Here is a 20,014-nt window from a genome sequence, read left to right on the forward strand (position 1 = left end):
GCGGGCCTTTTTGTTTGTCGTTGAATAACCGGCGCCCTCAAGCGTCGGCGTCGGGCCGCAGCACGTTCAGCATCCAGCGCGCGATCGCCAGCGTGCGGCGGTCGTCGCCGGGTCGGCCCACGGCCTGCAGCCCTACCGGCAGGCCCTGCGGCCCGGTATCGAATGGCAGATGCACGCAAGGCGCGCCGAACAGCGTCCAGACCCGGCAGAACAGCGGATCGCCCGTGCCCTGGTCGATGAACGGCGCTTCGCCGATGGCGCTGGGCGCCAGCAGGATGTCGTACTGATCGAACCACGGTTCGGCCCGGGCGCGCCCCTGCGCCACGCTCGCCAGGTTGGCGCGATGCTCGTCGGCGCTGATCTGGCAGCCGACTTCCAGCAAGGCCTGTAGCGCGCCGCTGAGTTGCCCGGCATGACGCGTGCGCTCGAATGCCAGTGACTGGGCTGCTTCGAAGCTCATGATGTCGGCGTGCGCCTGCACCAGCGCGCACAAGTCCTCGGGCAGTTCCAGTTCGCTGATCTGCGCACCGGCACGCGACAGGGCGCCGGCCGCGAGCTCATAGGCGGCACGCGTCTCGGGCAGGGTGTGACGCCATTGCAGGGTGCGGTACATGCCGATGCGCGGCCGGGCGTCGTAGTCCAGCTCGCGCAGGCCCGGATCGCCCATCAGCACCGAGGCGAACAGCGCCACGTCGTCGACCGTGCGCGCAAGGCCGCCCACGGTGTCCAGCGAGTCGGCCAGGCCCTTCAGGCCAGCGCGCGCAATGGACCCGAACGACGGCTTGTAACCCACTACGCCGCAATACGCCGCGGGGCGGATGATGGATCCGGCGGTTTGCGTGCCCAGCGCGAACGGCACCATGAAATCCGCCACGGCGGCGGCCGAGCCGCTGGACGAGCCGCCCGGCGTGTAGGCCAGGTTGTTGGGGTTGCGCGTCGGCCCCGGCTGGAACGTGGCGAATTCGGTGGTGACGGTCTTGCCCGCCACCACGGCGCCGGCCTCGCGGCACAGCGCCACCGCGGCCGCATCCAGCGGCGGCCGATGGCCTTCGTAGATTGACGAGCCGTAGCAGGTGGGCAGGTCGCAGGTGGCGAACATGTCTTTCACGCCGAACGGCAATCCGTGCAACACGCCACGCGTGGCAGATTGATCCAGCACGCGTGCCTGCTCCAGTGCCTGCGCCTTGTCCAGCGCGGCCCAGGCATGCACGGCATCGTCGCGTTGCTCGATGCGCGCGAAGCACGCGCGCATCAATTGTTCGGCACCCAGCTCGCGGCGTGCCAGCAACTGCGCGGCCTTCGTGGCGCTCAAGCGGTTCAGTTCAACAGCCATTACCCCGTACCCCTGCTTTTTACTGCTTTGTTCTTGTTTAGCACCCGCCGATGACGGTTATTGCATCGCCACATGCATGGCGCACCTTATATCGGCACGCTCTACCCCGCACACGGCCGGCGGTGCTTGCGGCGCCGCACCACCTGTTTTGATTGGCGCGGCGAAGAAATCACGATACCGTATCTTCAGACATCTGGCTGTCATGCTTTACCCCTAGAATGAAATCGTTTTCATTGGTGAACCCGCTGTGCCTGACAAACTGCCGCATCGTCCGTCGATTCTGGAAATCGCCCGCAAGGCCGGCGTTTCGCCCGCCACGGTATCGCGTGCCTTCAATCAGCCCGAACTGCTGCGGCCCGAAACGCGGGCCCGCATCGAAGCCGTGGCGCAGCGCAGCGGCTTTCGCCCCAACCGGGTGGGCCGCAGCCTGCGTGCCGGACGCACCCGCACCATCGGGCTGCTGCTGCCGACCCTGACCAACCCGGTATTCGCCGATTGCTTCGAAGGCGCCGAACAGCACGCACGCGCGGCAGGCTACAGCGTGATGATGGGCATCACCGGCTACGACCCGTCGGTCGAGGCCGAATCGGTGCAGGCGCTGATCGACCACCAGATCGATGGCCTGATCCTCACGGTGGGCAACCCGGCGCGCAATGCCACGCTGCGGGCCCTGGACGCGGCCGGCATGCCGCACGTGCTGGCCTACAACGAATCCGGCACGCACCCGTTCGTATCGGTCGACAACCGGGCGGCCGCCCACGAAATGGTGGCGCGCCTGGCTGCGCTGGGGCACAGCCGTATTGCTTTCGTCAGCGGCCCGCTGACGGCATCCGACCGCGCCCGCCGCCGCCTGCAGGGCGCACAGGCCTGCGCCCGGGAGCTGGGCCTGCCGGCCGTGACCCACCTGGCCATGGCCGCCCATACCGAATCCAGTTCGCCGTCGCTGCGCAAGCTGCTGGCGCGCAGCGACGCCCCCACCGCCTTGTTCTGTTCCAACGACCTGCTGGCCGCCTCGGTCATTGCGCAACTGGCCGCGCTGCGGATGCGCGTGCCGGATGACATCGCGGTGTGCGGGTTCGATGGCGTCAGTATCGGCGCGTTGATGGTGCCGCCCTTGAGCACCGTGCAACAGCCCAGCCGCGAAATCGGCGCAAGGGCTTGCGCCCTGCTGCTGGCGCGCCTGGGGGGCGATGCCCCCGCTTCGGTGCGCCTGCCGCATCGCATCGTCGACGGTGGTACAGCCACCGCCGTTGCCCATCCAGTTCCCTCGACAAGGAAACGCTCATCATGAAACCGCTCATCCACACCGCGCTGCGCGCGGCGGCGCTGGCCCTGGCCCTGACCGGCGCCACGGCCCAGGCGCAGAACGCCATCTGCTACAACTGCCCGCCCGAATGGGCCGACTGGGGCACCCAGCTGAAGGCCATCAAGCAGGCCACCGGCATCACCGTGCCCGCTGACAACAAGAATTCGGGGCAATCGCTGGCCTCGATCGCTGCCGAGAAAAACAATCCGGTGGCCGACGTGGTGTACTACGGCGTCACCTTCGGCATACAGGCCGCGCAAGACGGCCTGGTGCAGGCCTATCGGCCGCAGCACTGGGACCAGATTCCCGATGGCATGAAAGACCCGGACGGCAAGTGGTTCGCCATCCATTCCGGCGCGCTGGGCCTGATGGTGAACGTCGACGCGCTGGACGGCAAGCCGGTGCCGCGTTCGTGGGCCGACCTGCTCAAGCCCGAGTACCGCGGCATGGTGGGCTACCTGGACCCGGCCTCGGCCTTCGTGGGCTATGTGGGCGCCGTGGCGATCAATCGCGCCATGGGCGGCACGCTGGACGACTTCGGCCCGGCGCTGGACTGGTTCAAGAAGATGTCGGCCAACCGCCCCATCGTGCCCAAGCAGACAGCCTACGCGCGCGTGCTGTCCGGCGAGATCCCGATCTTGATCGACTATGACTTCAACGCCTATCGCGCCAAGTACAAAGACGGCAGCAATGTCGAGTTCGTGATCCCGTCCGAAGGCACGATTGCCGTGCCCTACGTGATGAGCCTGGTGACCAAGGCCCCGCACGCCGACAACGGCAAGAAGGTGCTGGACTTCACTTTGTCGGATGAGGGCCAGGCGATCTGGGCCAATGCCTTCTTGCGGCCGGTGCGGCCCGAGGCCATGTCGGCCGAAGCGCAGAAGAAATTCCTGCCCGAATCCGAATACGCGCGCGTCGGCACGGTGGACTACGTGAAGATGTCGGCCGGCCAGCGCGCGTTCTCGCAGCGCTACGCACAAGAGGTGAACTGATGCGACAGGCGCACGCCGCCCGGACACGGGCCGAAGGCCGCTGACATGGCACGCCGCGGATGGATCTGGTTCGCCGCACCCGCGGCGACGCTGTTCCTGGCCTTCTGGCTGTTGCCGATGGCGGGCCTGGCGCTGGTCGGGGCCGAGATCAAGGACGGCCAGTCGGCCTACCTGACGGTGCTGACCCGTTCGCAGTATTGGGTCAGTCTGTTCAACACGGTGGCGCTGTCGCTGGCCGCAACGCTGGCGACGCTGCTGGCGGCGCTGCCCGTGGGCCGCTTCCTGGCCTGGCACCGCGATTTTTCGGGGCGGCGGCTGCTGATGTCCTTGCTGATGTTTCCCCTGGCGTTTCCCGGCGTGGTGGTGGGTTTCCTGATCATCTTGCTGGCCGGGCGCCAGGGCGTCATCGGCGCCGTCACCGACTGGCTGACCGGCGATCGCATGGTGTTCGCCTACGGCATGGGCGGGTTGTTCCTGGGCTACCTGTATTTTTCGCTGCCGCGCTGTATCGGCGTGCTGGCGGCCGCGGCGGAACAGATCGACGCCAGCCTGCTGGAAGCCGCGCGCACGCTGGGCGCCAGCCCGTGGCGGCGCTTCGTCGATATCGAACTGCCGGCCTTGACGCCGGCGCTGATCGGCGCTGGCGCCATGAGCTTTGCCACCAGCATGGGCGCCTTCGGCACGGCTTTCACCCTGGCCACGCAGATCGACGTGCTGCCCATCACCATCTATAACGAGTTCACCAACTACGCCAACATCCCGGTGGCGGCCGCCTTGTCCATCGTGCTGGGCTTGGCCACCTGGGCCGTGCTGTATGTGGCGCACAGCCTGGCCGGCGCGCGCCTGGGCGCGGCGGCGTAGGAAGGACACGCATGAACGCTTCCAAGACTGATACCCGCCTGGGCCTGGCCGTCACGCTGGCGGTGGCGGCCTTCCTGATCGGGCCGGTGGTGTTGTCGGTGCTGGCCGGCCTGACCAAGAATTACTTCGTGGGCCTGTCCAGCGGGCTGACGCTGCGCTGGGTCGAGCAAGTGTGGTCCCTGTATGCCGACACCATCTGGCGCTCGTTCGCGGTGGCCCTGATGACGCTGGCCATCTGTACCGTGGTGGGCGTGCCGGCGGCCTGGGTGCTGACGCTGTACCGCGGCCGGCTGGCGCGCGCGCTGGAGGAACTGCTGACCCTGCCCGTGGCGGTGCCCGGGCTGGCGTCGGCGCTGGCGCTGATTGTCTCCTGGGGCACTGTGCGGGGCCTGCGCGGCAGCATCTGGTTCATCGTGATCGGCCATGTGCTGTTCACCTTGCCGTTCATGGTGCGCGCGGCGCGCGCCAGCATGCACGGAGCCAACCTGGCCACGCTGGACGAAGCCGCCGCCACCCTGGGCGCCTCGCGCACGCAGCGCTTCCTGCAGATCGTGGTGCCCAACGCCGCGCCCGGCATCGTTACCGGCGCGCTGACGGTACTGACGCTGTCGATCGGCGAATTCAACTTGACCTGGCTGCTGCACACGCCGCTGACCAAGACGCTGCCGGTCGGCCTGGCCGACAGCTACGCCTCGATGCGGCTGGAAGTTGCCTCGGCCTACACGCTGGTGTTCCTGCTGATGCTGGTGCCGCTGCTGGTGGGCCTGCAATGGCTGGCCGCACGCGGCGACCGTCCATCCCGCATCGCTACCACCCGGACCTTGCCATCATGACCGACCCCGTTTCCATTACCCTGACCCGCTGCGCCAAGACCTGGCCCGACGGTTCGCGCGCGCTGCAGCCCATCGACCTGCAAGTGCAGGGCGGCGAAACGCTGGCGCTGCTGGGCCCGTCCGGCTGTGGCAAGACCACCTTGCTGCGCCTGATCTGCGGCCTGGAACAGGCCGACGCGGGCACATCGATCCGCTTCGGCGATGACGAGGTCACCGCGCTGCCGCCCGAGTCGCGCGGCGTGGGCGTGGTGTTCCAGAGCTATGCGCTGTTTCCCAACATGTCGGTCGCGCAGAACGTGGCGTATGGCCTGCGCGTGCGCGATGTCGGCGCAGCCGAGCGCAACCGGCGCGCGCGCGAGCTGCTGGCGCTGGTGCGCCTGGACGGCTTTGCCGACCGGCGTGTCGACCAATTATCGGGCGGCCAGCGCCAGCGCGTGGCGCTGGCCCGCGCCCTGGCCATCGAACCGCGCGTGCTGCTGCTGGACGAACCGCTGACCGCGCTGGACGCCAAACTGCGCGAGCACCTGCGCGTCGAGCTGGCCCAGATGCTGCGCCAGTTGCGGGTCACCACCGTGATCGTCACGCATGACCAGGACGAGGCCATGATGCTGGGCGACCGCATCGCCGTCATGTCGGCCGGGCACCTGGAACAAGTAGGCACCGCCGAAACCCTGTACCGCGAGCCGGCCAGCGATTTCGTGGCCGAGTTCCTGGGCACCCTGTGCCGCGTGCAAGCGGGGCTGCACGAGGGCGTGCTGGTGCCGGGCGGCGAAGCCCTGGCGTTCCGCCCGCACGAGGCGCGGCTGGAACCGGCGCGGGCCGGCACCTTGCCCGCGCGCGTGCTGGCACGTTTTTTCCTGGGCGGCTCGGTACGCTATGAAATCGGCCTGGACGACGGCCAACGCTTTCCCGTGGTGGCGCCCGCGCACAGCGCCCATGCCGCGGGCGAAACCGTCAGCGTCAGCCTGGCTCGCTAACGGGCGGGAGTTCACCCCGCCGCGCACTTTGTCGATTACGGATATTTCTCATCATGCTCATCGCACAGATCACTGACCTGCACATCCGCATGCCGGGCCAGAAGGCCTACCGCGTGGTCGAGACCGACCGCTACCTGCCGCCGGCCGTCGACGCGCTGAATCGGCTGGACCCCGCCCCCACGCTGGTGATCATCAGCGGCGACCTGACCGACTTCGGCCGCCCCCAGGAATACGCGCACCTGAAAGACATGCTGGCCCCCCTGCGCGCACCGTACTTCCTGATGCCGGGCAACCACGACGCGCGCGTGGCGCTGGTGGCGGCGTTTCCATCGCACCGCTACCTGCAAGACATGGAAGGCTACGTGCAGTACGCGGTGGAAGAGCACCCGTTGCGCCTGCTGATGCTGGATACCGTGGTGCCCCTGCAAAGCCATGGCGCGCTGTGCCGGCGCCGGCTGCAATGGCTGCGCGACCGGTTGGCCGAACAACCCGGGCGCCCCACCGCCATCGCCATGCATCACCCGCCGTTTGTCACCGGCATCGCCCACATGGATGCGATCGGCCTGCTGGAGGGCGCGGCAGAGCTGGAACAGATTGTCGCGGCGCATCCAAACGTGGAAAGAATACTGTGCGGCCATTTGCACCGCACCATTTTCCGGCGTTTTGGCGGCACGGTGGCGTCGACTTGCCCAGGTCCGGCACACCAGGTGGCGCTGGATTTGCGGCCCGACGGCCCGTCGGCGTTCGTCATGGAGCCGCCGGGATTTCACTTGCACGAATGGCGGGCGGGCGCGCTGGTCACGCATCACGCCTATATCGGCGCCTATCCCGGCCCATATCCCTTTCATGAAGGCGGCGCCCTGATCGACGAATGATCCGGGCCGGCTGTTGACACGGCGACGTCATGTTTGCACCGCAGAATGAAAAGGATTTCATTTGCCCCCAGAATGAGGGCTGGGCATCTGCGCAACAGCGGCACCGTTCGCGCGCATGCCGCAAGCAGCCTGGCGCCGTGACAGCCTGACATCACCCTATCGAACACCATGTCCACGCTCATTCTGGAAGACCTGACCAAACAGTACGGCGAGGCCGCCGCCATCCAGGGCGTTGGTTTCACCGCGCCCGCGGGCAGCTTCACCGTACTGCTGGGGCCGTCGGGCTGCGGTAAGTCGACCACGCTGCGCATGATCGCGGGGCTGGATACGCCCACCTCGGGCCGCATCCGCATCGGCGACCGCGACGTGACCCACATGCCGCCCTCGCAGCGGCGCATATCGATGGTGTTCCAGTCGTATGCCTTGTTCCCGCACCTGTCGGTGCGCGAGAACATCCTGTTCGGCCTGAAAGTGCGCAAAGAACCGGCGGCCGAATACCCGCGCCGCCTGCAGCGCGTGGCCGACCTGCTGGGCCTGTCGGCGCTGCTGGACCGCAAGCCGTCGCAGTTGTCGGGCGGACAGCAGCAGCGCGTGGCCTTGGGCCGCGCGGTCATTTCCGAAGCGCCGGTATGCCTGATGGACGAACCGTTGTCCAACCTGGACGCCCAGTTGCGCCACGACATGCGGCGCGAAATCCGCGCCCTGCAGCAGGCCCTGGGCATCACCATGGTGTACGTCACGCACGACCAGACCGAGGCCATGAGCATGGCCGACCAGGTGGTCTTGCTGCGCAATGGCCGCGTCGAGCAACTGGACACGCCCGATGGCCTGTATGCCCGGCCCGCTACCGAATTTGCGGCACGCTTCATCGGCACGCCGCCCATGAACCTGGTCGACCTGGCCGAACAGGGCAGCGAACGCGTGATCGCCGGCACGCAGGGCCCGCCCTTGGCGCACACGCCCGGCGGCGCGGTGCGCCTGGGCGTGCGTCCCGAACATATCCGCATCGATGCCGACGGCCGGCCCGCCATCGTGGAAAGCGTCGAGTACTTCGGTGCCGATTCCATCGTGGTGTGCCGCCTGGGCAGCAGCCGCGGCGTGGCCGTGCGGGTGGCGGGACACCTGCGCGCCAACGGCGGCGACGCGCTGGGCCTGTCGTGGCAGCCCGAACACCAGCATTTCTTCGCCGCCGATACAGCGGTCATCCCCACCCCCGGGCGCCCCGGCGCCGGTTCCCACTAGGAAAAGCCATCATGCGACGCATCGCCCTCAAAGCCCTGGCTGCCGGCCTGGCCGGCGCCTTTCTTTCGTTGCCGCTGTATGCGCAAACCAAGCCGGTAGAAGTCGAGTTCTACTATCCGGTGGCCGTTGGCGGCCCCATCACCAAGATCGTCGACGACATGGTCGCCGCGTTCGAGAAAGACAACCCCGGCATCGACATCAAGCCCATCTACGCCGGGTCGTACCAGGACTCGATCGCCAAGGCGCTGACGGCCCTGAAGGGCGGGACGCCGCCGCAACTGGCCGTGCTGTTGTCCACCGACATGTTCACGCTGATCGACGAAGACGCCATCGTGCCCATCGACGGACTGGCCAAATCCGATACCGACAAGAAGTGGCTGGGCGGGTTCTACGACGCCTTCATGCAGAACAGCCGCGCCAGCGGCCACGTATGGGGCGTGCCGTTCCAGCGCTCGACCATCGTGATGTACTACAACAAAGACCTGTTCAAAGAGGCGGGCCTGGACCCGGAACGCGCTCCCGCCACCTGGGACGAACTGGTCGACTACAGCAAGAAGCTGACCAAGAAAGATGCCGCCGGCAACGTGACGCAATGGGGTATCAAGATCCCCTCGGGCGGCGCATTCGCCTACTGGCTGTTCCAGGCCCTGACCACGCCGAACGATGCCATCCTGATGAACGAAGAGGGCAATGAGGTCTACCTGGACAAGCCCGCCGTGATCGAGGCGGCGCAATTCTGGAACGACCTGTCGGCCAAGCATGGCGTCATGCCGCGCGGCACGGTCGACTGGGGCACCACGCCCAAGGATTTCCTGGAAAAGAAAGCCGCCATCGTCTGGACCACCACCGGCAACCTGACCAATATCCGCAAAAGTGCCGATTTCCCGTTTGGCGTGGCCATGATGCCCAAGGCCAAGCGCGGCGGCAGCCCCACCGGCGGCGGCAATTTCTACATCTTCAAGAGCGGCACCCCCGAGCAGCAGGCCGCGGCGCTGAAGTTCGCCCAATGGGCCACCACGCCCGAACGCGCTGCCGACTGGAGCATCGCCACCGGCTATGTCGCGGTGACCCCGGCCGCCTGGGAAACCGACAAGATGAAGAAGTACGCCGCCGAAGTCCCGGCCGCCACGGTGGCGCGCGACCAGCTTGAAGTCAGCGTGGCCGAGTTCTCTACCCACGAGAACCAGCGCGTGACCAAGACGCTGAACGATGCCCTGCAAGCCATGCTGACCGGCTCGAAGACGCCGCAGCAGGCACTGGGCGACGCGCAGCGCGAAGCCGATCGTGTGCTGCGTTCGTACCGCTAGGACCGCGGCGCGATGAACCGGTCTGTGCAAGCGGTGTATGGCTGGCTGCTGCTGCTGCCGGCCCTGGTGCTGCTGGCCGCGTTCACGCACTACCCGGCGCTGGCCACGCTGTGGCACAGCTTCTTTTCCACTCCACGGGGCAGCCGGCCGGCGCGCTTCGTGGGGCTGGAAAACTACGCGCTGATGCGTGACGACCCGGTGTTCTGGCAATCGCTATGGAACAACCTGTGGTTTGCGCTGGGCACGATCCCCACCTCGATCGCCATTGCGCTGGTCATGGCCCTGTGGGTCAACCGCAACCTGGCCGGGCGCGGCTTCCTGCGCATGGCGTATTTCACGCCCACGGTGCTGCCCATGGTGGCGGTGGCCAATATCTGGCTGTTCTTCTATACACCGCAGTACGGCCTGATCGCGCAGGTGATGGGCTGGTTCGGCATGGCCGGCCCCAATTGGCTGGGCAGCCGCGATACGGCGCTGCCGGCGCTGATGGTCGTCACCGTCTGGAAAGAAGCCGGCTTCTTCATGATCTTCTATCTGGCGGCCCTGCAGACGGTATCGCCCTCGCTGCGCGAGGCTGCGCTGCTGGAAGGCGCATCGCGCTGGCAGTACTTCCGGCGGGTTCTGTGGCCGCTGCTGATGCCCACCACGCTGTTCGTGCTGGTCAATGCGCTGATCAATGCCTTCCGGCTGGTGGACCACGTAGTGGTCATGACGCGCGGCGGCCCCGATAACGCCAGCACGCTGCTGCTGTTCTACATCTACCAGGTGGGCTTCAGTTTCTGGGACACCTCGTATGCGGCCACGCTGACCGTGGTGCTGCTGCTGATACTGGCCATTACCGCGCTGGTGAAGTTTCGCTGGCTCGACCGCAGGACGCACTACCAATGACCCACAAGCTCGATACCCTGGGCGCCTGGCTGCTGGGCCTGCTGTGGATTTTGCCGCTGGCGTACGCGTTGTGGGCGGCCTTCCATCCGCCCGCCTACGCCACCCGTTTCGACCTGCTGGCGCCGCTGACGCTCGAGAACTTCAGCCGCGCCTGGCATGCGGCGCCGTTCCCGCGCTATTTCCTGAACACCTTCATGCTGGTCACCATGGTTCTGGCGGCGCAGCTGGTGCTGTCGACCCTGGCGGGCTATGCCTTCGCGCGCTTCGAGTTCCGCGGCCGCGACCTGGTGTTCATGCTGGTGCTGCTGCAACTCATGATCATGCCCGACGTGCTGCTGGTCGAGAACTACCGCTCGATGAGCCTGCTGGGGGTGCGCGACACGGTGTTCGCGGTGGGCCTGCCGTACTTCGCGTCGGCCTTCGGCATCTTCCTGCTGCGGCAAACCTTCAAGACCGTCCCGCGCGAACTGGAAGAAGCCGCGCGCGTGGAAGGCGCCGGGCCGCTGCAAATCCTGATGAAGGTATATGTGCCGCTGGCCAAGCCCATCTACGTAGCCTACGGGCTGGTGTCGGTCAGCCACCACTGGAACAACTTCCTGTGGCCGCTGATCATCACCAATTCGGTCGAGTCGCGCCCGCTGACCGTGGGCCTGCAGGTATTCGCGGCCACCGACCAGGGCATCGACTGGTCGGTGATCACGGCCGCCACGCTGCTGTCGGCCGCGCCGCTGCTGGTCGGGTTCCTGCTGTTTCAGCGGCAGTTCGTGCAATCGTTCATGCGGGCGGGGATACGCTAGCCAGGGCTGCGCGCCCTTCGCGTCGGCTCAGGCCTTGGGTGCGCGCATGCCGCCGCTCAGGAAGCGCACCATCTGATTGATGGCCTCGTCGGCCGAGGCCGGCGGATGGGGCAGGCTGTCGGGAAAAGCCTGGGGCACCCGCGTCATGCGCGCGGTACCCGCCATGGCATAGATCAGCGCCCCCACCATCAGGTTGTAGCGCCAGATCACGTCTTCCAGGTGCAGGTCGGGCAGCCCGCGGCACAGGGCCTCGACGAAACGGCTGCGCACCGGTTCGTAGTATTCCAACAGAAACGCGTCTTCACCCGGCATGGCGAACACGCGCGCCAGGAATTGCATCACCACCAATGCCGGGCGCCCGCTGGGGTCGATGAAATCAGTCAGCTTCATGGGCGGCGTGATAAAGGCCCGGATCACGCTTTCCAGGTAGTCGCCGTCTTGCCGCAGCCGGCATTGTTCCAGCATCGCCAGCCGCTCTTCATTGACCGGCACCACCCGGCGGCGAAACATCGCCTCGAACAACTGCCGCTTGGACCCAAAGTAATAGCTGATGGCCGCCACGTTCACGCCTGCCACATTGGCGATCGCGCGGATGGACAGGCCCTCGAACCCTTCGCGCGCGCAGATCGCCTCGGCCACGTCGAGGATCTCGGTACGGGTCTGTTCGCCCAAGGCTGTCTTGGCTTTGGAGGGGCCTGCGGCAAGAGCGGCCTGTTGGGCCGGCTTGGAAGCGTTCATGGAAACGGGCGCAACGTGGAAACAGGTGGGCCAAACCGCGATACGGGGACAGTTATAGCGGTGTTCGGCATCTTACCGCGCAGTCCGGGTTGAATTTAAAACGTATGTTTATTTTATTTGACTGAAAAAGCCCTATTTCTGATCAAATTTCTCAATTCAGTGGTTCGAAATACGAAACAATTCAATGAACGACAGATAAGAATCAGATGAAAAATGAGAAAACACTTGCCGTTATCCCGCATGAATACTAGGATTCGATCGAAATGATGAAGATCTTCGCAGAGAACTCGCACCGGGTTTGTTGATAACAATAAATCAATCGATTGTTTTAATTTGGAGAGGCAGTATGAGCGAGCCAGTAATCCTTACCTGTGCCGTCACGGGCGGCGACGATGTCGCCAGCCGGTATCCCCAGCTACCCGTCACCCCCGCACAGATTGCCCAGGCCTCGGTCGAAGCCGCCCGGGCGGGCGCGGCCATCGTGCATATCCACGTCCGCGACCCTCGAACCGGCAAGCCCAGCATGGCAGGCGAGCACTACCGCGAAGTGGTGCAGCGCATCCGCGATAGCGGCTCGGATGTCATCATCAACCTGACCACCGGCCCGGGCGCACGATATGTGCCCGCCCTGGACCAGGCCAACGGCGCAGCCCCCGGCTCGAACGTGCGCCCGCCGCTCGAGCGGGTAAACCACGTGATCGAGCTGCTGCCCGAGATCTGCACGCTGGACATGGGCTCGGTCAATTTCGGCGCAGGTGCGCTCATCAATACCGCCAGCCAGATCGCGGCGATCGCTGCCGCCATTCCGGCCAGCGTCAAAATCGAGCTCGAGATATTCGATACCGGGCACCTGGCGCTGGCGCGCAAGATGATCGAAGACGGCACCATTGCAGCCGATTCGATCTTCCAGTTCGCCCTGGGCATTCCGTGGGGAGCGCCGGCCAGCACCGAAACCATGCTGCTGCTGCGCAACGCGATCGGCCGCGATGCCATCTGGGCGGCGTTCGGCATCGGCCGCCACGAGTTCCCCATGGTGGCCCAATCGCTGTTGCTGGGCGGGCAGATCCGCGTCGGCCTGGAAGACAACTTCTATCTCGACAAGGGGGTGCAAGCGCAATCGAACGCCCAACTGGTCGACAAGGCCGCAGCCATCGCGGCCGCGCTGGGCCACAGCCTGGCAACCCCCGCCCAGGCGCGCCGCAAGCTGGGACTGGCGGCCGCATAACCGCCATGGCCATGCTCAAGATCGGCTGCATCCAGCTATGTCCAGGCAACGACATGGATGCCAACCTGGACGCCATCCGCATGCAGGTGGCTGCCGCCGCGGCAGCCGGCGCACAACTGATCGTGCTGCCCGAGTTCGCAGCCTTCCTGGACCGTAGCGGCCGCGCCATGACACAAGCGGCCGCCGCCTTGAATCAGCATCCGGCGCTGCCCGCCCTGCAAGCTTGCGCACGCGGACATGGCATCTGGCTGCTGGCCGGCAGCCTGACGGTAAAACTGCCCGGACCGCCGCACAAGCTGGCCAACCGCAGCCTACTGCTCGATGATGCAGGGCATATCGTCGCCGAATACGACAAAGTGCACTTGTTCGATGCGCACCTGCCGGATGGCCGCGATATCGCCGAATCGCGCGCCTACCAGGCGGGCACCCACGCCGCGTTGGCCGATACCCCCTGGGGTCCGGTCGGCCTGAGCATTTGCTATGACCTGCGCTTTCCCGCCCTGTATCGCCGGCTGGCCCAAGCCGGTGCCGTCGTGCTGTGCGTGCCTGCCGCGTTCGCCCGGGAAACGGGTCGGGGCCACTGGCACACGCTGCTGCGGGCCCGTGCCATCGAGAACGGCTGCTACGTCGTTGCCGCGGCCACCTGCGGCGAGCATCCCGGCCGCTGGCAAACCTTCGGGCATTCGCTGGTGGTCGACCCCTGGGGCACGGTCATCGCCGAGGCGGGCGACGCACCCGACATCCTGTTATGCGAGCTGGACCTGGACCAGGTCGCCCACACACAAGCGGCCTTGCCCGCGCTGATGCACGAACGCCCCTTCGAGCTGCGCCGCTTCCCTTTTCCGAACCCCTAGCGAACCTACCCATGCCGATCATCAATGCACCGGAACATCGCTCCCGCTTCGTCGAAACCGCCCAGATGCCCTGGCAGGCCACGGCCTTCGACGGCATCGAAATGAAAGTCCTGTACCAGGACGAGGCCGGACGCTCGGCCATCCTGTTCAAGCTGGCGCCAGGCGCGGTCGTGCCCAGCCACGAGCACACCGCATTGGAAATGACCTACATGCTGGAGGGCACGCTGGTCGATGACGAAGGCAGCGCCAACGCGGGCGACTTCGTGTGGCGCCCGGCGGGCAACCGCCACATTGCCCATGCGCCGCAAGGGGCGGTGTTCCTGTCGATTTTCAACCAGCCCAATGTATTCGACGACGGCCACCCCTTCTTCTCGCGCGGCGGGCGGGACCAGCCATGAGCAAGAGCGCGGCCGATGCATGCCCTCGCACGCTGACGCTGGCGGCGGTGGGTGACTTGTACCTGGGCAGCCCTTTGCGCGGCGAGGCCCATCCGGCATTCCTGGACGCCGTGCAGACGCTGCGCAGTGCGGATGTGCGGCTGGCCAACCTGGAATGCCTGTTGCTGGGCGACGACCTCGCGGGTGCTGCGCAAGCGCCCGGTGCGTGGGCGGGCGCCCCGGCCAGCCTGGGCTCCGAACTGCAATGGCTGGGTCTGGACGTGGTGTCCACGGCCAACAACCATGCCGGCGACTACGGCGATGCGGGCTTGTCCAGCACCTGGGAAGCGCTGCGCCAACTCGGTATCGCACAAGCCGGGACCGGCACCGACCTGGCCGCCGCCCGCCAGCCAGCCTACGTGGATACGCCGGCCGGACGACTGGCGGTCATCGCGGCATCCTCATCGTATTTGCCGCAAGCCCGCGCCGGCCGTCCCGGTGTAGGCGTGCCGGGCCGGCCAGGCGTGGCGCCGCTGCGCTTCGGCACCGCGCATCGGATCGATGCCGAGGCATTCGCGGCCCTGCAACGCATCGCGGCGCAATTGCCGGCCCAGGCCCAGGGCCGGCATCGCGAGCGAGCGTTGGCGCGCGACTATGACCGCGAACATGGCGCCGCCGAGGCCGACGCGCTGTCGTTCTTCGGCACTGAATTCATCCGTTCGGACGGTTATGCCACCGAATCCTGGCCAGCGCCAGACGATCTGCAAGACCTGGAAGACAGTGTGCGGCAGGCCGGAGAACATGCGGATTTCGTCGTGGCCTGCCTGCACACCCACGAATTCGATCACGACCCGCAGCACCCCGCCGCGTTTGCCCAAGTGGCCTGCCGGCGTGCCATCGAGGCCGGGGCCGATGCGGTCATCGGCCATGGCGAGCATGGCGTGCGCGCCGTGGAGATCTGGCAGGGCAAACCCATCTTCTACGGCATCGGCGCCTTTGTGTTTCAACCGTACCGCTACCCGCGCCAGCCGGCCGATTTTCTTGAAGCATACGCAATGCGCGACGCCACGCTGGCGCAAGCCTACCAGGCGCGCCGCGAACGTGCCGGTTTCTTTCAGCGGCTCGACTACTGGGAAGCGATGCTGCTGCGGCTATCGCTGCACCGGCACGGCTCGCCTTCATTCGAGATTCATCCGATAACGCTGTGGCAGCCCGGTCACGACACGCCGACGGGCGTGCCGCACCTGGCCCGCAATGCGGACGGCATCGGGCTGCTGGAGAAGATCGCAGCCTGCAGCCGCCAGCACGGCACGCGTTTGCGACTGGATGAGAAAGCCTGTGTATTGCATGGCCCCTAGCCGGGCCGGCCCCCTTTTTACGTTCCCTTCACCAACAGGAATCTTCGACCATGAAACTCTGGTACCAGCTAGTGTCTTCGGAAACAGGCATGCAGAACTTCATTGCCGCCACACAGGCCCTGTGCGACGGCGCTGCATTGCCGGACACCCGCGTGGAAGTGCGCGGCACCCGGCAAGGCGCACTGGGCGACCAATACCGCCTGTTCTGGAACTACGACGTTCGCGAGATCATCGACAACGCGCTAAACATCCGCAAAGAAGGCGGCTACGACGCTTTCGTGCTGGCCAACTCGCTCGACCCCGCGCTGGTCGAACTGCGCGAGATCATGGACATCCCCGTGGTGTCGTTCATGGAAGTGTGCTGTTTCCACGCCTGCACGATGGGCGAACGCTTCGGGCTGGTGGTGCCCAACATGAAGATGGTGCCGCGCTACCGCGAGATCCCCATCGGCTATGGCTTGCGAGACCGCTTGAGTAGCGTCGAGGCCATCGGCTTCGACAACATCCGCGGTTTTGATGCCGTGTTCACGGATCCGGCGCTGGGCGACGACTGCGTGGCGCAGATCCTGGCAGCCAGCCGCCGCTGCATCGCGCAGGGTGCCGAGGTCGTCATCCCCGCCGGCCCCTCTGCCACCTTGCTAGCCCAGCGCGGCATCTTCGAAGTCGATGGCGTGCCTTTGCTGGACTGCTACCGGCTGCTGGTGAAGGCTTCCGAGCTGGCGGTGGCCATGCGCGAACTGACGGGCGTGCACATCAGCCGCAAGCTGCTTTACCAAGCCCCCGCACAGGAATACATCGACCGCGTGGCGCAAGTGCGCCAGATCGATGCCCTGCGGGGATGACTTTTTTCTAATGAAGGAGACAGCAATGACAAAGAAAGTGATGCTGGTGGTCGAGTTTGAAATCAAGCCGGAACATCGCGACAAGTTCCTGACCATCATGCACGGCCATGCCAGCCGTACCGCCCGCCGCGAAAGCGAGTGCCTGCAGTTCGACGTGCTGCTGCCCGATGACGAGCCGCACAAAGTCTTTCTGGTAGAGGGCTACACCAGCCGCGAAGCCCTGGATGACCACATGGAGAATTCAGGCCTGAAGTTCGTGCGCGAAACTTATAAAGACTGGATCGTCAGCCGCACGATCACCATCTGCGACGTGCTGGCCTAGCCACGCTGCGCAACCGCCACCATGGAACTGCAGCGCCTGGCCATCAACCAGATCACCACTCCCCGCTGGTCGCTGGCCCAAGCCATACAGGGCTACGCAAGGCAGGGGGTGGGCGGCATCGGCATCTGGCGCGACAAGTTGGCCGAATGCGGATTGCCCCAAGCTCGCCGCCTGCTGCGCGACACTGGCCTGCTGGTGCCCTCGCTGTGCAAGGCAGGCGATCTTGCATTGCTGGATGCGCAGGGCCCCCATACGGCACGCGACGATTGCCGACGGGCCATCGACGAGGCGGCCGAGATCGGCGCGGCCACGATCGTGTTCGTGGGCGGCGGCATGGGTACGCACGCCAGCCTGCACGCTGCGCGCGCGCGGCTGTACGACGTGCTGCAAGAGGCCCAGGCGCACGCAAGCCAGGCAGGCGTACGCCTGGGCATCGAGCCCTTTCATCCCATGCATGCCGCCGAGCGGGGCTGCGTCAATACGCTGGCGCAGGCCCATCGCTTGTGCGATGCCCTGGGCCCTGCCGCCAGCGTGGTGCTGGACGTTTTCCATTGCTGGTGGGATCCGGACCTGGACCGTTATCTGGCGCCGCCTTATTTGCAGGCCGTATCCACGGTGCAGTTGTGCGATTGGCGCGTACCGACCCGGCATCCCGTCACTGATCGCGCCATGGTCGGCGATGGCGCGGCCGACGTGGCCGGCATGGTGCGCCGCCTGGAGGCAAACGGCTATCGCGGCCCGTATGAAGTCGAGATTTTCTCGACCGACTGGTGGGCGCGCGATCCCACCGACGTTACCCGGATATGCGTGCAGCGTTGCATGTCGCTCGAACGCGCCTGACGGGAACCTATGACAAGGCGCGCAAGCGCCACACCGGAGACAAACATGTTCAAGACGATACTCTCGATGGCCTGTGGCCGACCGGCGGCCGGCAGGCTGCTGCTGGCGGCGCTGGGCATTGCGCTGGCAGCCTGCGGCACCACCGCGCAGGCCGGCGACTGGCCGTCGCAGCCTTTGCGCATCATCGTGCCCTATACCGCCGGCGGCGCCGTCGATGCGCTGGCCCGCCTGACCGGCCAGCAATTGGCCGCGCGCCTCGGGCAACCCGTGCTGGTGGAAAACAAGCCCGGCGCAGGCTCGAACATCGGCATGGAGGCCGCGGCACATGCGGCCGCCGACGGCTACACACTATTGATGGCGGCCAACTCGCTGGCCACCAACAATTCGCTGTATCCCGATCTGCGCTTCAACGGCCTGCGCGATTTTGCAGCGGTGGCGCAGGTGGGCTACGCCCCACTCATGATCGTGGTGCCCGCCGATTCCCCACTGCGCACGCTGCAGGAACTGCTGGATACGGCGCGCAAGTCGCCGGGCACGCTTAGCTATGCAAGCTCTGGCAATGGCAGCTCGTCGCACCTGGCCGGCGAATCGCTGAAGATCGCTGCCCGCATCGACGTGCTGCACGTCCCTTACCGCGGCGCCGCTCCCGCCATGACCGACCTGCTGGGCGGGCGTATCTCGTACATGCCGGTCAATCCCGCCGAGGCCATGCAGCACATACGCGCCGGCCGCCTGCGGGCGCTGGCGGTGGCCGCCAAGGAAAGGCTGGCCATCTTGCCCGATGTCCCCACGGCTGCCGAAGCCGGCCTGCCCGGCTATGAAGAGGCCGTCTGGTGGGGCCTGGTGGCCCCCGCCGGAACCCCGCCCGCCATCGTGGCACGCTTGAATCAAGCGGTGCGCGCCGCGCTGGATGATCCCGCCATGAAAGAACGCCTGCATGCCCTGGGCGTCATCACGCGGCCAGGCTCTTCCGAGCAATTTGCCGATTTCATCCAGGACGAGACCGCGCGCGCCCGGCAAGTCATTGAACTCGCCCATATCCAGCCGAACTGAACGGCCCACCAGGACACCATCATGAATATCCGCCAAGCACTGCTTTGCGCCGCGGCGTTGGCCGTGGCGCCGCTGCCGGCACAGGCCGGCTATCCCGCCAAACCGATACACATCATCGTCGGGGCGGCCGCCGGCGGCCCCACAGACCAGACCGCGCGCATCGTAGGCGAACGCATGGCAAGCGAATTGGGCGTACCGGTCGTGGCGCAGAATATCGCGGGCGGCGGCGGCAGCCTGGGCGCGGCCGCCGCCGCCCGGGCCCAGCCCGACGGCTACACCTTGCTGATGGGCACCATCAGTACGCATGGCGCCAATCCGTCGCTATACAAGCAACTGAACTACGACGCGATCAAGGACTTCACCCCGATCTCGACCCTGGTGACCTATCCGCTGGTGGTGGTCATCAACCCGCGGCAAGTACCCGCCCGCACCCTGGACGAGCTGATCCGCTACGCCAAGGCGCACCCTGGGAAACTCAATCGCGGCTCGGCGGGAGTGGGTACGTCGATGCATCTGTCCGGCGAGCTCTTCGACAGCATGGCCGGTATCAAGACCACGCATGTTGCCTACAAAGGCAGCGCGCCATCCATGAAAGACCTGGTGGGCGGCCAGATCGACCTGTCGTTCGAGAGCCTTGCGGTGGCATTGCCGCACATCCAGTCGGGACGCCTGCTGGCACTGGCTGTCACGGGCGAGGCTCGCAGCCCGCTGCTGCCCGACGTGCCCACGGTAGCCGACACGCTGCCGGGCTATCGCTTCTCGGCATGGCTGGGCTTGGTAGCGCCGGCGGGCACACCGGCGACGGCCATCGCGACATTGAATGGCGCGGTGCGCAAGGCGCTCGCCGACCCGGCCGTCATCGCGGCGCTGCAGTCGCAGGCCGCGCAGCCGGCATGGAGTACGTCCGAAGCATTCGGTGAACTGATTGCCAGCGATATCGCGCGCCTGCGCGACCTGATCAAGACCGCCGGCATCGCGCCGCAATAGGGGCGAA

21 protein-coding genes are annotated in these 20,014 nt (G+C 66.3%); 19 read left to right on the forward strand and 2 right to left on the reverse strand.

All coding sequences use genetic code 11. The features are described 5' to 3' along the window. Positions 1-37: 37 nt before the first annotated feature. Positions 38-1,333, reverse strand: coding sequence for an amidase (locus KW845_RS18835; RefSeq protein WP_218370862.1), 1,296 nt, complete (start codon positions 1,331-1,333; stop codon positions 38-40). A gap of 247 nt (positions 1,334-1,580) precedes the next feature. Between KW845_RS18835 and KW845_RS18840 the strand changes: the two genes are divergently transcribed. The 10 genes from KW845_RS18840 to KW845_RS18885 all read left to right on the forward strand — a co-directional run bounded on the left by KW845_RS18840 (position 1,581) and on the right by KW845_RS18885 (position 11,411). Further along, positions 1,581-2,624 (forward strand): LacI family DNA-binding transcriptional regulator, encoded by a 1,044-nt coding sequence (locus KW845_RS18840; protein ID WP_218370863.1) that lies wholly within the window; start codon positions 1,581-1,583, stop codon positions 2,622-2,624. Then, positions 2,621-3,631 carry an ABC transporter substrate-binding protein gene (locus tag KW845_RS18845; RefSeq protein ID WP_218370864.1) on the forward strand — a complete coding sequence of 337 codons (1,011 nt, stop codon included), beginning with the start codon at positions 2,621-2,623 and terminating at the stop codon, positions 3,629-3,631. The genes KW845_RS18840 and KW845_RS18845 overlap by 4 nt, the downstream gene beginning before the upstream one ends. A gap of 45 nt (positions 3,632-3,676) precedes the next feature. Continuing rightward, a complete protein-coding gene (locus tag KW845_RS18850) occupies positions 3,677-4,492 on the forward strand; it encodes an iron ABC transporter permease (RefSeq protein WP_218370865.1) in 816 nt (271 codons plus the stop codon). Positions 4,493-4,503: 11 nt separating this feature from the next. Then, positions 4,504-5,325: an ABC transporter permease gene (locus KW845_RS18855; protein ID WP_218370866.1), complete on the forward strand. Its 822-nt coding sequence runs from the start codon at positions 4,504-4,506 to the stop codon at positions 5,323-5,325. Then, complete coding sequence (locus tag KW845_RS18860) at positions 5,322-6,302, forward strand: ABC transporter ATP-binding protein (RefSeq protein ID WP_218370867.1); 981 nt, start codon at positions 5,322-5,324, stop codon at positions 6,300-6,302. Before KW845_RS18855 ends, KW845_RS18860 begins: the two co-directional genes overlap by 4 nt. 53 nt (positions 6,303-6,355) lie before the next feature. Then, complete coding sequence (locus tag KW845_RS18865) at positions 6,356-7,177, forward strand: phosphodiesterase (protein ID WP_218370868.1); 822 nt, start codon at positions 6,356-6,358, stop codon at positions 7,175-7,177. A gap of 168 nt (positions 7,178-7,345) precedes the next feature. Beyond that, on the forward strand, positions 7,346-8,419 hold the full coding sequence (locus KW845_RS18870) for an ABC transporter ATP-binding protein (RefSeq protein ID WP_218370869.1): 1,074 nt from the start codon (positions 7,346-7,348) through the stop codon (positions 8,417-8,419). A gap of 11 nt (positions 8,420-8,430) precedes the next feature. Further along, positions 8,431-9,726: an ABC transporter substrate-binding protein gene (locus KW845_RS18875; protein ID WP_218370870.1), complete on the forward strand. Its 1,296-nt coding sequence runs from the start codon at positions 8,431-8,433 to the stop codon at positions 9,724-9,726. A 12-nt stretch (positions 9,727-9,738) separates the two neighbouring features. After that, entirely contained in the window at positions 9,739-10,614 is an 876-nt protein-coding gene (locus KW845_RS18880) for a carbohydrate ABC transporter permease (protein ID WP_218370871.1), read from the forward strand. Continuing rightward, on the forward strand, positions 10,611-11,411 hold the full coding sequence (locus KW845_RS18885) for a carbohydrate ABC transporter permease (RefSeq protein ID WP_218370872.1): 801 nt from the start codon (positions 10,611-10,613) through the stop codon (positions 11,409-11,411). The genes KW845_RS18880 and KW845_RS18885 overlap by 4 nt, the downstream gene beginning before the upstream one ends. Positions 11,412-11,438: 27 nt before the next feature. On the opposite strand, the gene KW845_RS18890 is transcribed toward KW845_RS18885, so the two are convergent. Next, positions 11,439-12,149 carry a TetR/AcrR family transcriptional regulator gene (locus KW845_RS18890; RefSeq protein ID WP_218370873.1) on the reverse strand — a complete coding sequence of 237 codons (711 nt, stop codon included), beginning with the start codon at positions 12,147-12,149 and terminating at the stop codon, positions 11,439-11,441. 346 nt (positions 12,150-12,495) lie between these two features. Between KW845_RS18890 and KW845_RS18895 the strand changes: the two genes are divergently transcribed. From KW845_RS18895 to KW845_RS18935, 9 genes are read left to right on the forward strand one after another with little or no spacing between them, the layout of a single operon-like run. Beyond that, positions 12,496-13,374 (forward strand): 3-keto-5-aminohexanoate cleavage protein, encoded by an 879-nt coding sequence (locus KW845_RS18895; RefSeq protein WP_218370874.1) that lies wholly within the window; start codon positions 12,496-12,498, stop codon positions 13,372-13,374. Between the two features lie 5 nt (positions 13,375-13,379). After that, a complete protein-coding gene (locus KW845_RS18900) occupies positions 13,380-14,228 on the forward strand; it encodes a carbon-nitrogen hydrolase family protein (protein ID WP_218370875.1) in 849 nt (282 codons plus the stop codon). Positions 14,229-14,239: 11 nt separating this feature from the next. Further along, positions 14,240-14,626, forward strand: a complete 387-nt coding sequence (locus KW845_RS18905) for a cupin domain-containing protein (RefSeq protein ID WP_218370876.1) — start codon at positions 14,240-14,242, stop codon at positions 14,624-14,626. Continuing rightward, entirely contained in the window at positions 14,623-15,963 is a 1,341-nt protein-coding gene (locus tag KW845_RS18910) for a CapA family protein (protein WP_218370877.1), read from the forward strand. The genes KW845_RS18905 and KW845_RS18910 overlap by 4 nt, the downstream gene beginning before the upstream one ends. Positions 15,964-16,013: 50 nt before the next feature. After that, positions 16,014-16,805 carry an aspartate/glutamate racemase family protein gene (locus tag KW845_RS18915; RefSeq protein WP_218370878.1) on the forward strand — a complete coding sequence of 264 codons (792 nt, stop codon included), beginning with the start codon at positions 16,014-16,016 and terminating at the stop codon, positions 16,803-16,805. Positions 16,806-16,830: 25 nt separating this feature from the next. After that, positions 16,831-17,127, forward strand: coding sequence for a putative quinol monooxygenase (locus tag KW845_RS18920; RefSeq protein ID WP_218370879.1), 297 nt, complete (start codon positions 16,831-16,833; stop codon positions 17,125-17,127). Positions 17,128-17,148: 21 nt separating this feature from the next. Then, complete coding sequence (locus KW845_RS18925) at positions 17,149-17,967, forward strand: sugar phosphate isomerase/epimerase (protein ID WP_218370880.1); 819 nt, start codon at positions 17,149-17,151, stop codon at positions 17,965-17,967. A 45-nt stretch (positions 17,968-18,012) separates the two neighbouring features. After that, on the forward strand, positions 18,013-19,020 hold the full coding sequence (locus KW845_RS18930; protein ID WP_255592748.1) for a tripartite tricarboxylate transporter substrate binding protein: 1,008 nt from the start codon (positions 18,013-18,015) through the stop codon (positions 19,018-19,020). A gap of 21 nt (positions 19,021-19,041) precedes the next feature. Then, positions 19,042-20,007, forward strand: a complete 966-nt coding sequence (locus tag KW845_RS18935) for a tripartite tricarboxylate transporter substrate binding protein (protein WP_218370881.1) — start codon at positions 19,042-19,044, stop codon at positions 20,005-20,007. Positions 20,008-20,014: the final 7 nt, after the last annotated feature.

The sequence above is a fragment of the Bordetella sp. BOR01 genome, from assembly GCF_019218885.1.
In the GTDB taxonomy this organism is placed as follows: Bacteria; Pseudomonadota; Gammaproteobacteria; order Burkholderiales; family Burkholderiaceae_B; genus Bordetella_A.

Coding starts and splice junctions, on each gene's coding strand:
- KW845_RS18835 (WP_218370862.1), bottom strand. CDS start 1,333: ATGGCTGTTGAACTGAACCGCTTGAGCGCCACGAAGGCCGCGCAGTTG.
- KW845_RS18845 (WP_218370864.1), top strand. CDS start 2,621: ATGAAACCGCTCATCCACACCGCGCTGCGCGCGGCGGCGCTGGCCCTG.
- KW845_RS18850 (WP_218370865.1), top strand. CDS start 3,677: ATGGCACGCCGCGGATGGATCTGGTTCGCCGCACCCGCGGCGACGCTG.
- KW845_RS18855 (WP_218370866.1), top strand. CDS start 4,504: ATGAACGCTTCCAAGACTGATACCCGCCTGGGCCTGGCCGTCACGCTG.
- KW845_RS18860 (WP_218370867.1), top strand. CDS start 5,322: ATGACCGACCCCGTTTCCATTACCCTGACCCGCTGCGCCAAGACCTGG.
- KW845_RS18865 (WP_218370868.1), top strand. CDS start 6,356: ATGCTCATCGCACAGATCACTGACCTGCACATCCGCATGCCGGGCCAG.
- KW845_RS18870 (WP_218370869.1), top strand. CDS start 7,346: ATGTCCACGCTCATTCTGGAAGACCTGACCAAACAGTACGGCGAGGCC.
- KW845_RS18875 (WP_218370870.1), top strand. CDS start 8,431: ATGCGACGCATCGCCCTCAAAGCCCTGGCTGCCGGCCTGGCCGGCGCC.
- KW845_RS18880 (WP_218370871.1), top strand. CDS start 9,739: ATGAACCGGTCTGTGCAAGCGGTGTATGGCTGGCTGCTGCTGCTGCCG.
- KW845_RS18885 (WP_218370872.1), top strand. CDS start 10,611: ATGACCCACAAGCTCGATACCCTGGGCGCCTGGCTGCTGGGCCTGCTG.
- KW845_RS18890 (WP_218370873.1), bottom strand. CDS start 12,149: ATGAACGCTTCCAAGCCGGCCCAACAGGCCGCTCTTGCCGCAGGCCCC.
- KW845_RS18895 (WP_218370874.1), top strand. CDS start 12,496: ATGAGCGAGCCAGTAATCCTTACCTGTGCCGTCACGGGCGGCGACGAT.
- KW845_RS18900 (WP_218370875.1), top strand. CDS start 13,380: ATGGCCATGCTCAAGATCGGCTGCATCCAGCTATGTCCAGGCAACGAC.
- KW845_RS18905 (WP_218370876.1), top strand. CDS start 14,240: ATGCCGATCATCAATGCACCGGAACATCGCTCCCGCTTCGTCGAAACC.
- KW845_RS18910 (WP_218370877.1), top strand. CDS start 14,623: ATGAGCAAGAGCGCGGCCGATGCATGCCCTCGCACGCTGACGCTGGCG.
- KW845_RS18915 (WP_218370878.1), top strand. CDS start 16,014: ATGAAACTCTGGTACCAGCTAGTGTCTTCGGAAACAGGCATGCAGAAC.
- KW845_RS18920 (WP_218370879.1), top strand. CDS start 16,831: ATGACAAAGAAAGTGATGCTGGTGGTCGAGTTTGAAATCAAGCCGGAA.
- KW845_RS18925 (WP_218370880.1), top strand. CDS start 17,149: ATGGAACTGCAGCGCCTGGCCATCAACCAGATCACCACTCCCCGCTGG.
- KW845_RS18930 (WP_255592748.1), top strand. CDS start 18,013: ATGTTCAAGACGATACTCTCGATGGCCTGTGGCCGACCGGCGGCCGGC.
- KW845_RS18935 (WP_218370881.1), top strand. CDS start 19,042: ATGAATATCCGCCAAGCACTGCTTTGCGCCGCGGCGTTGGCCGTGGCG.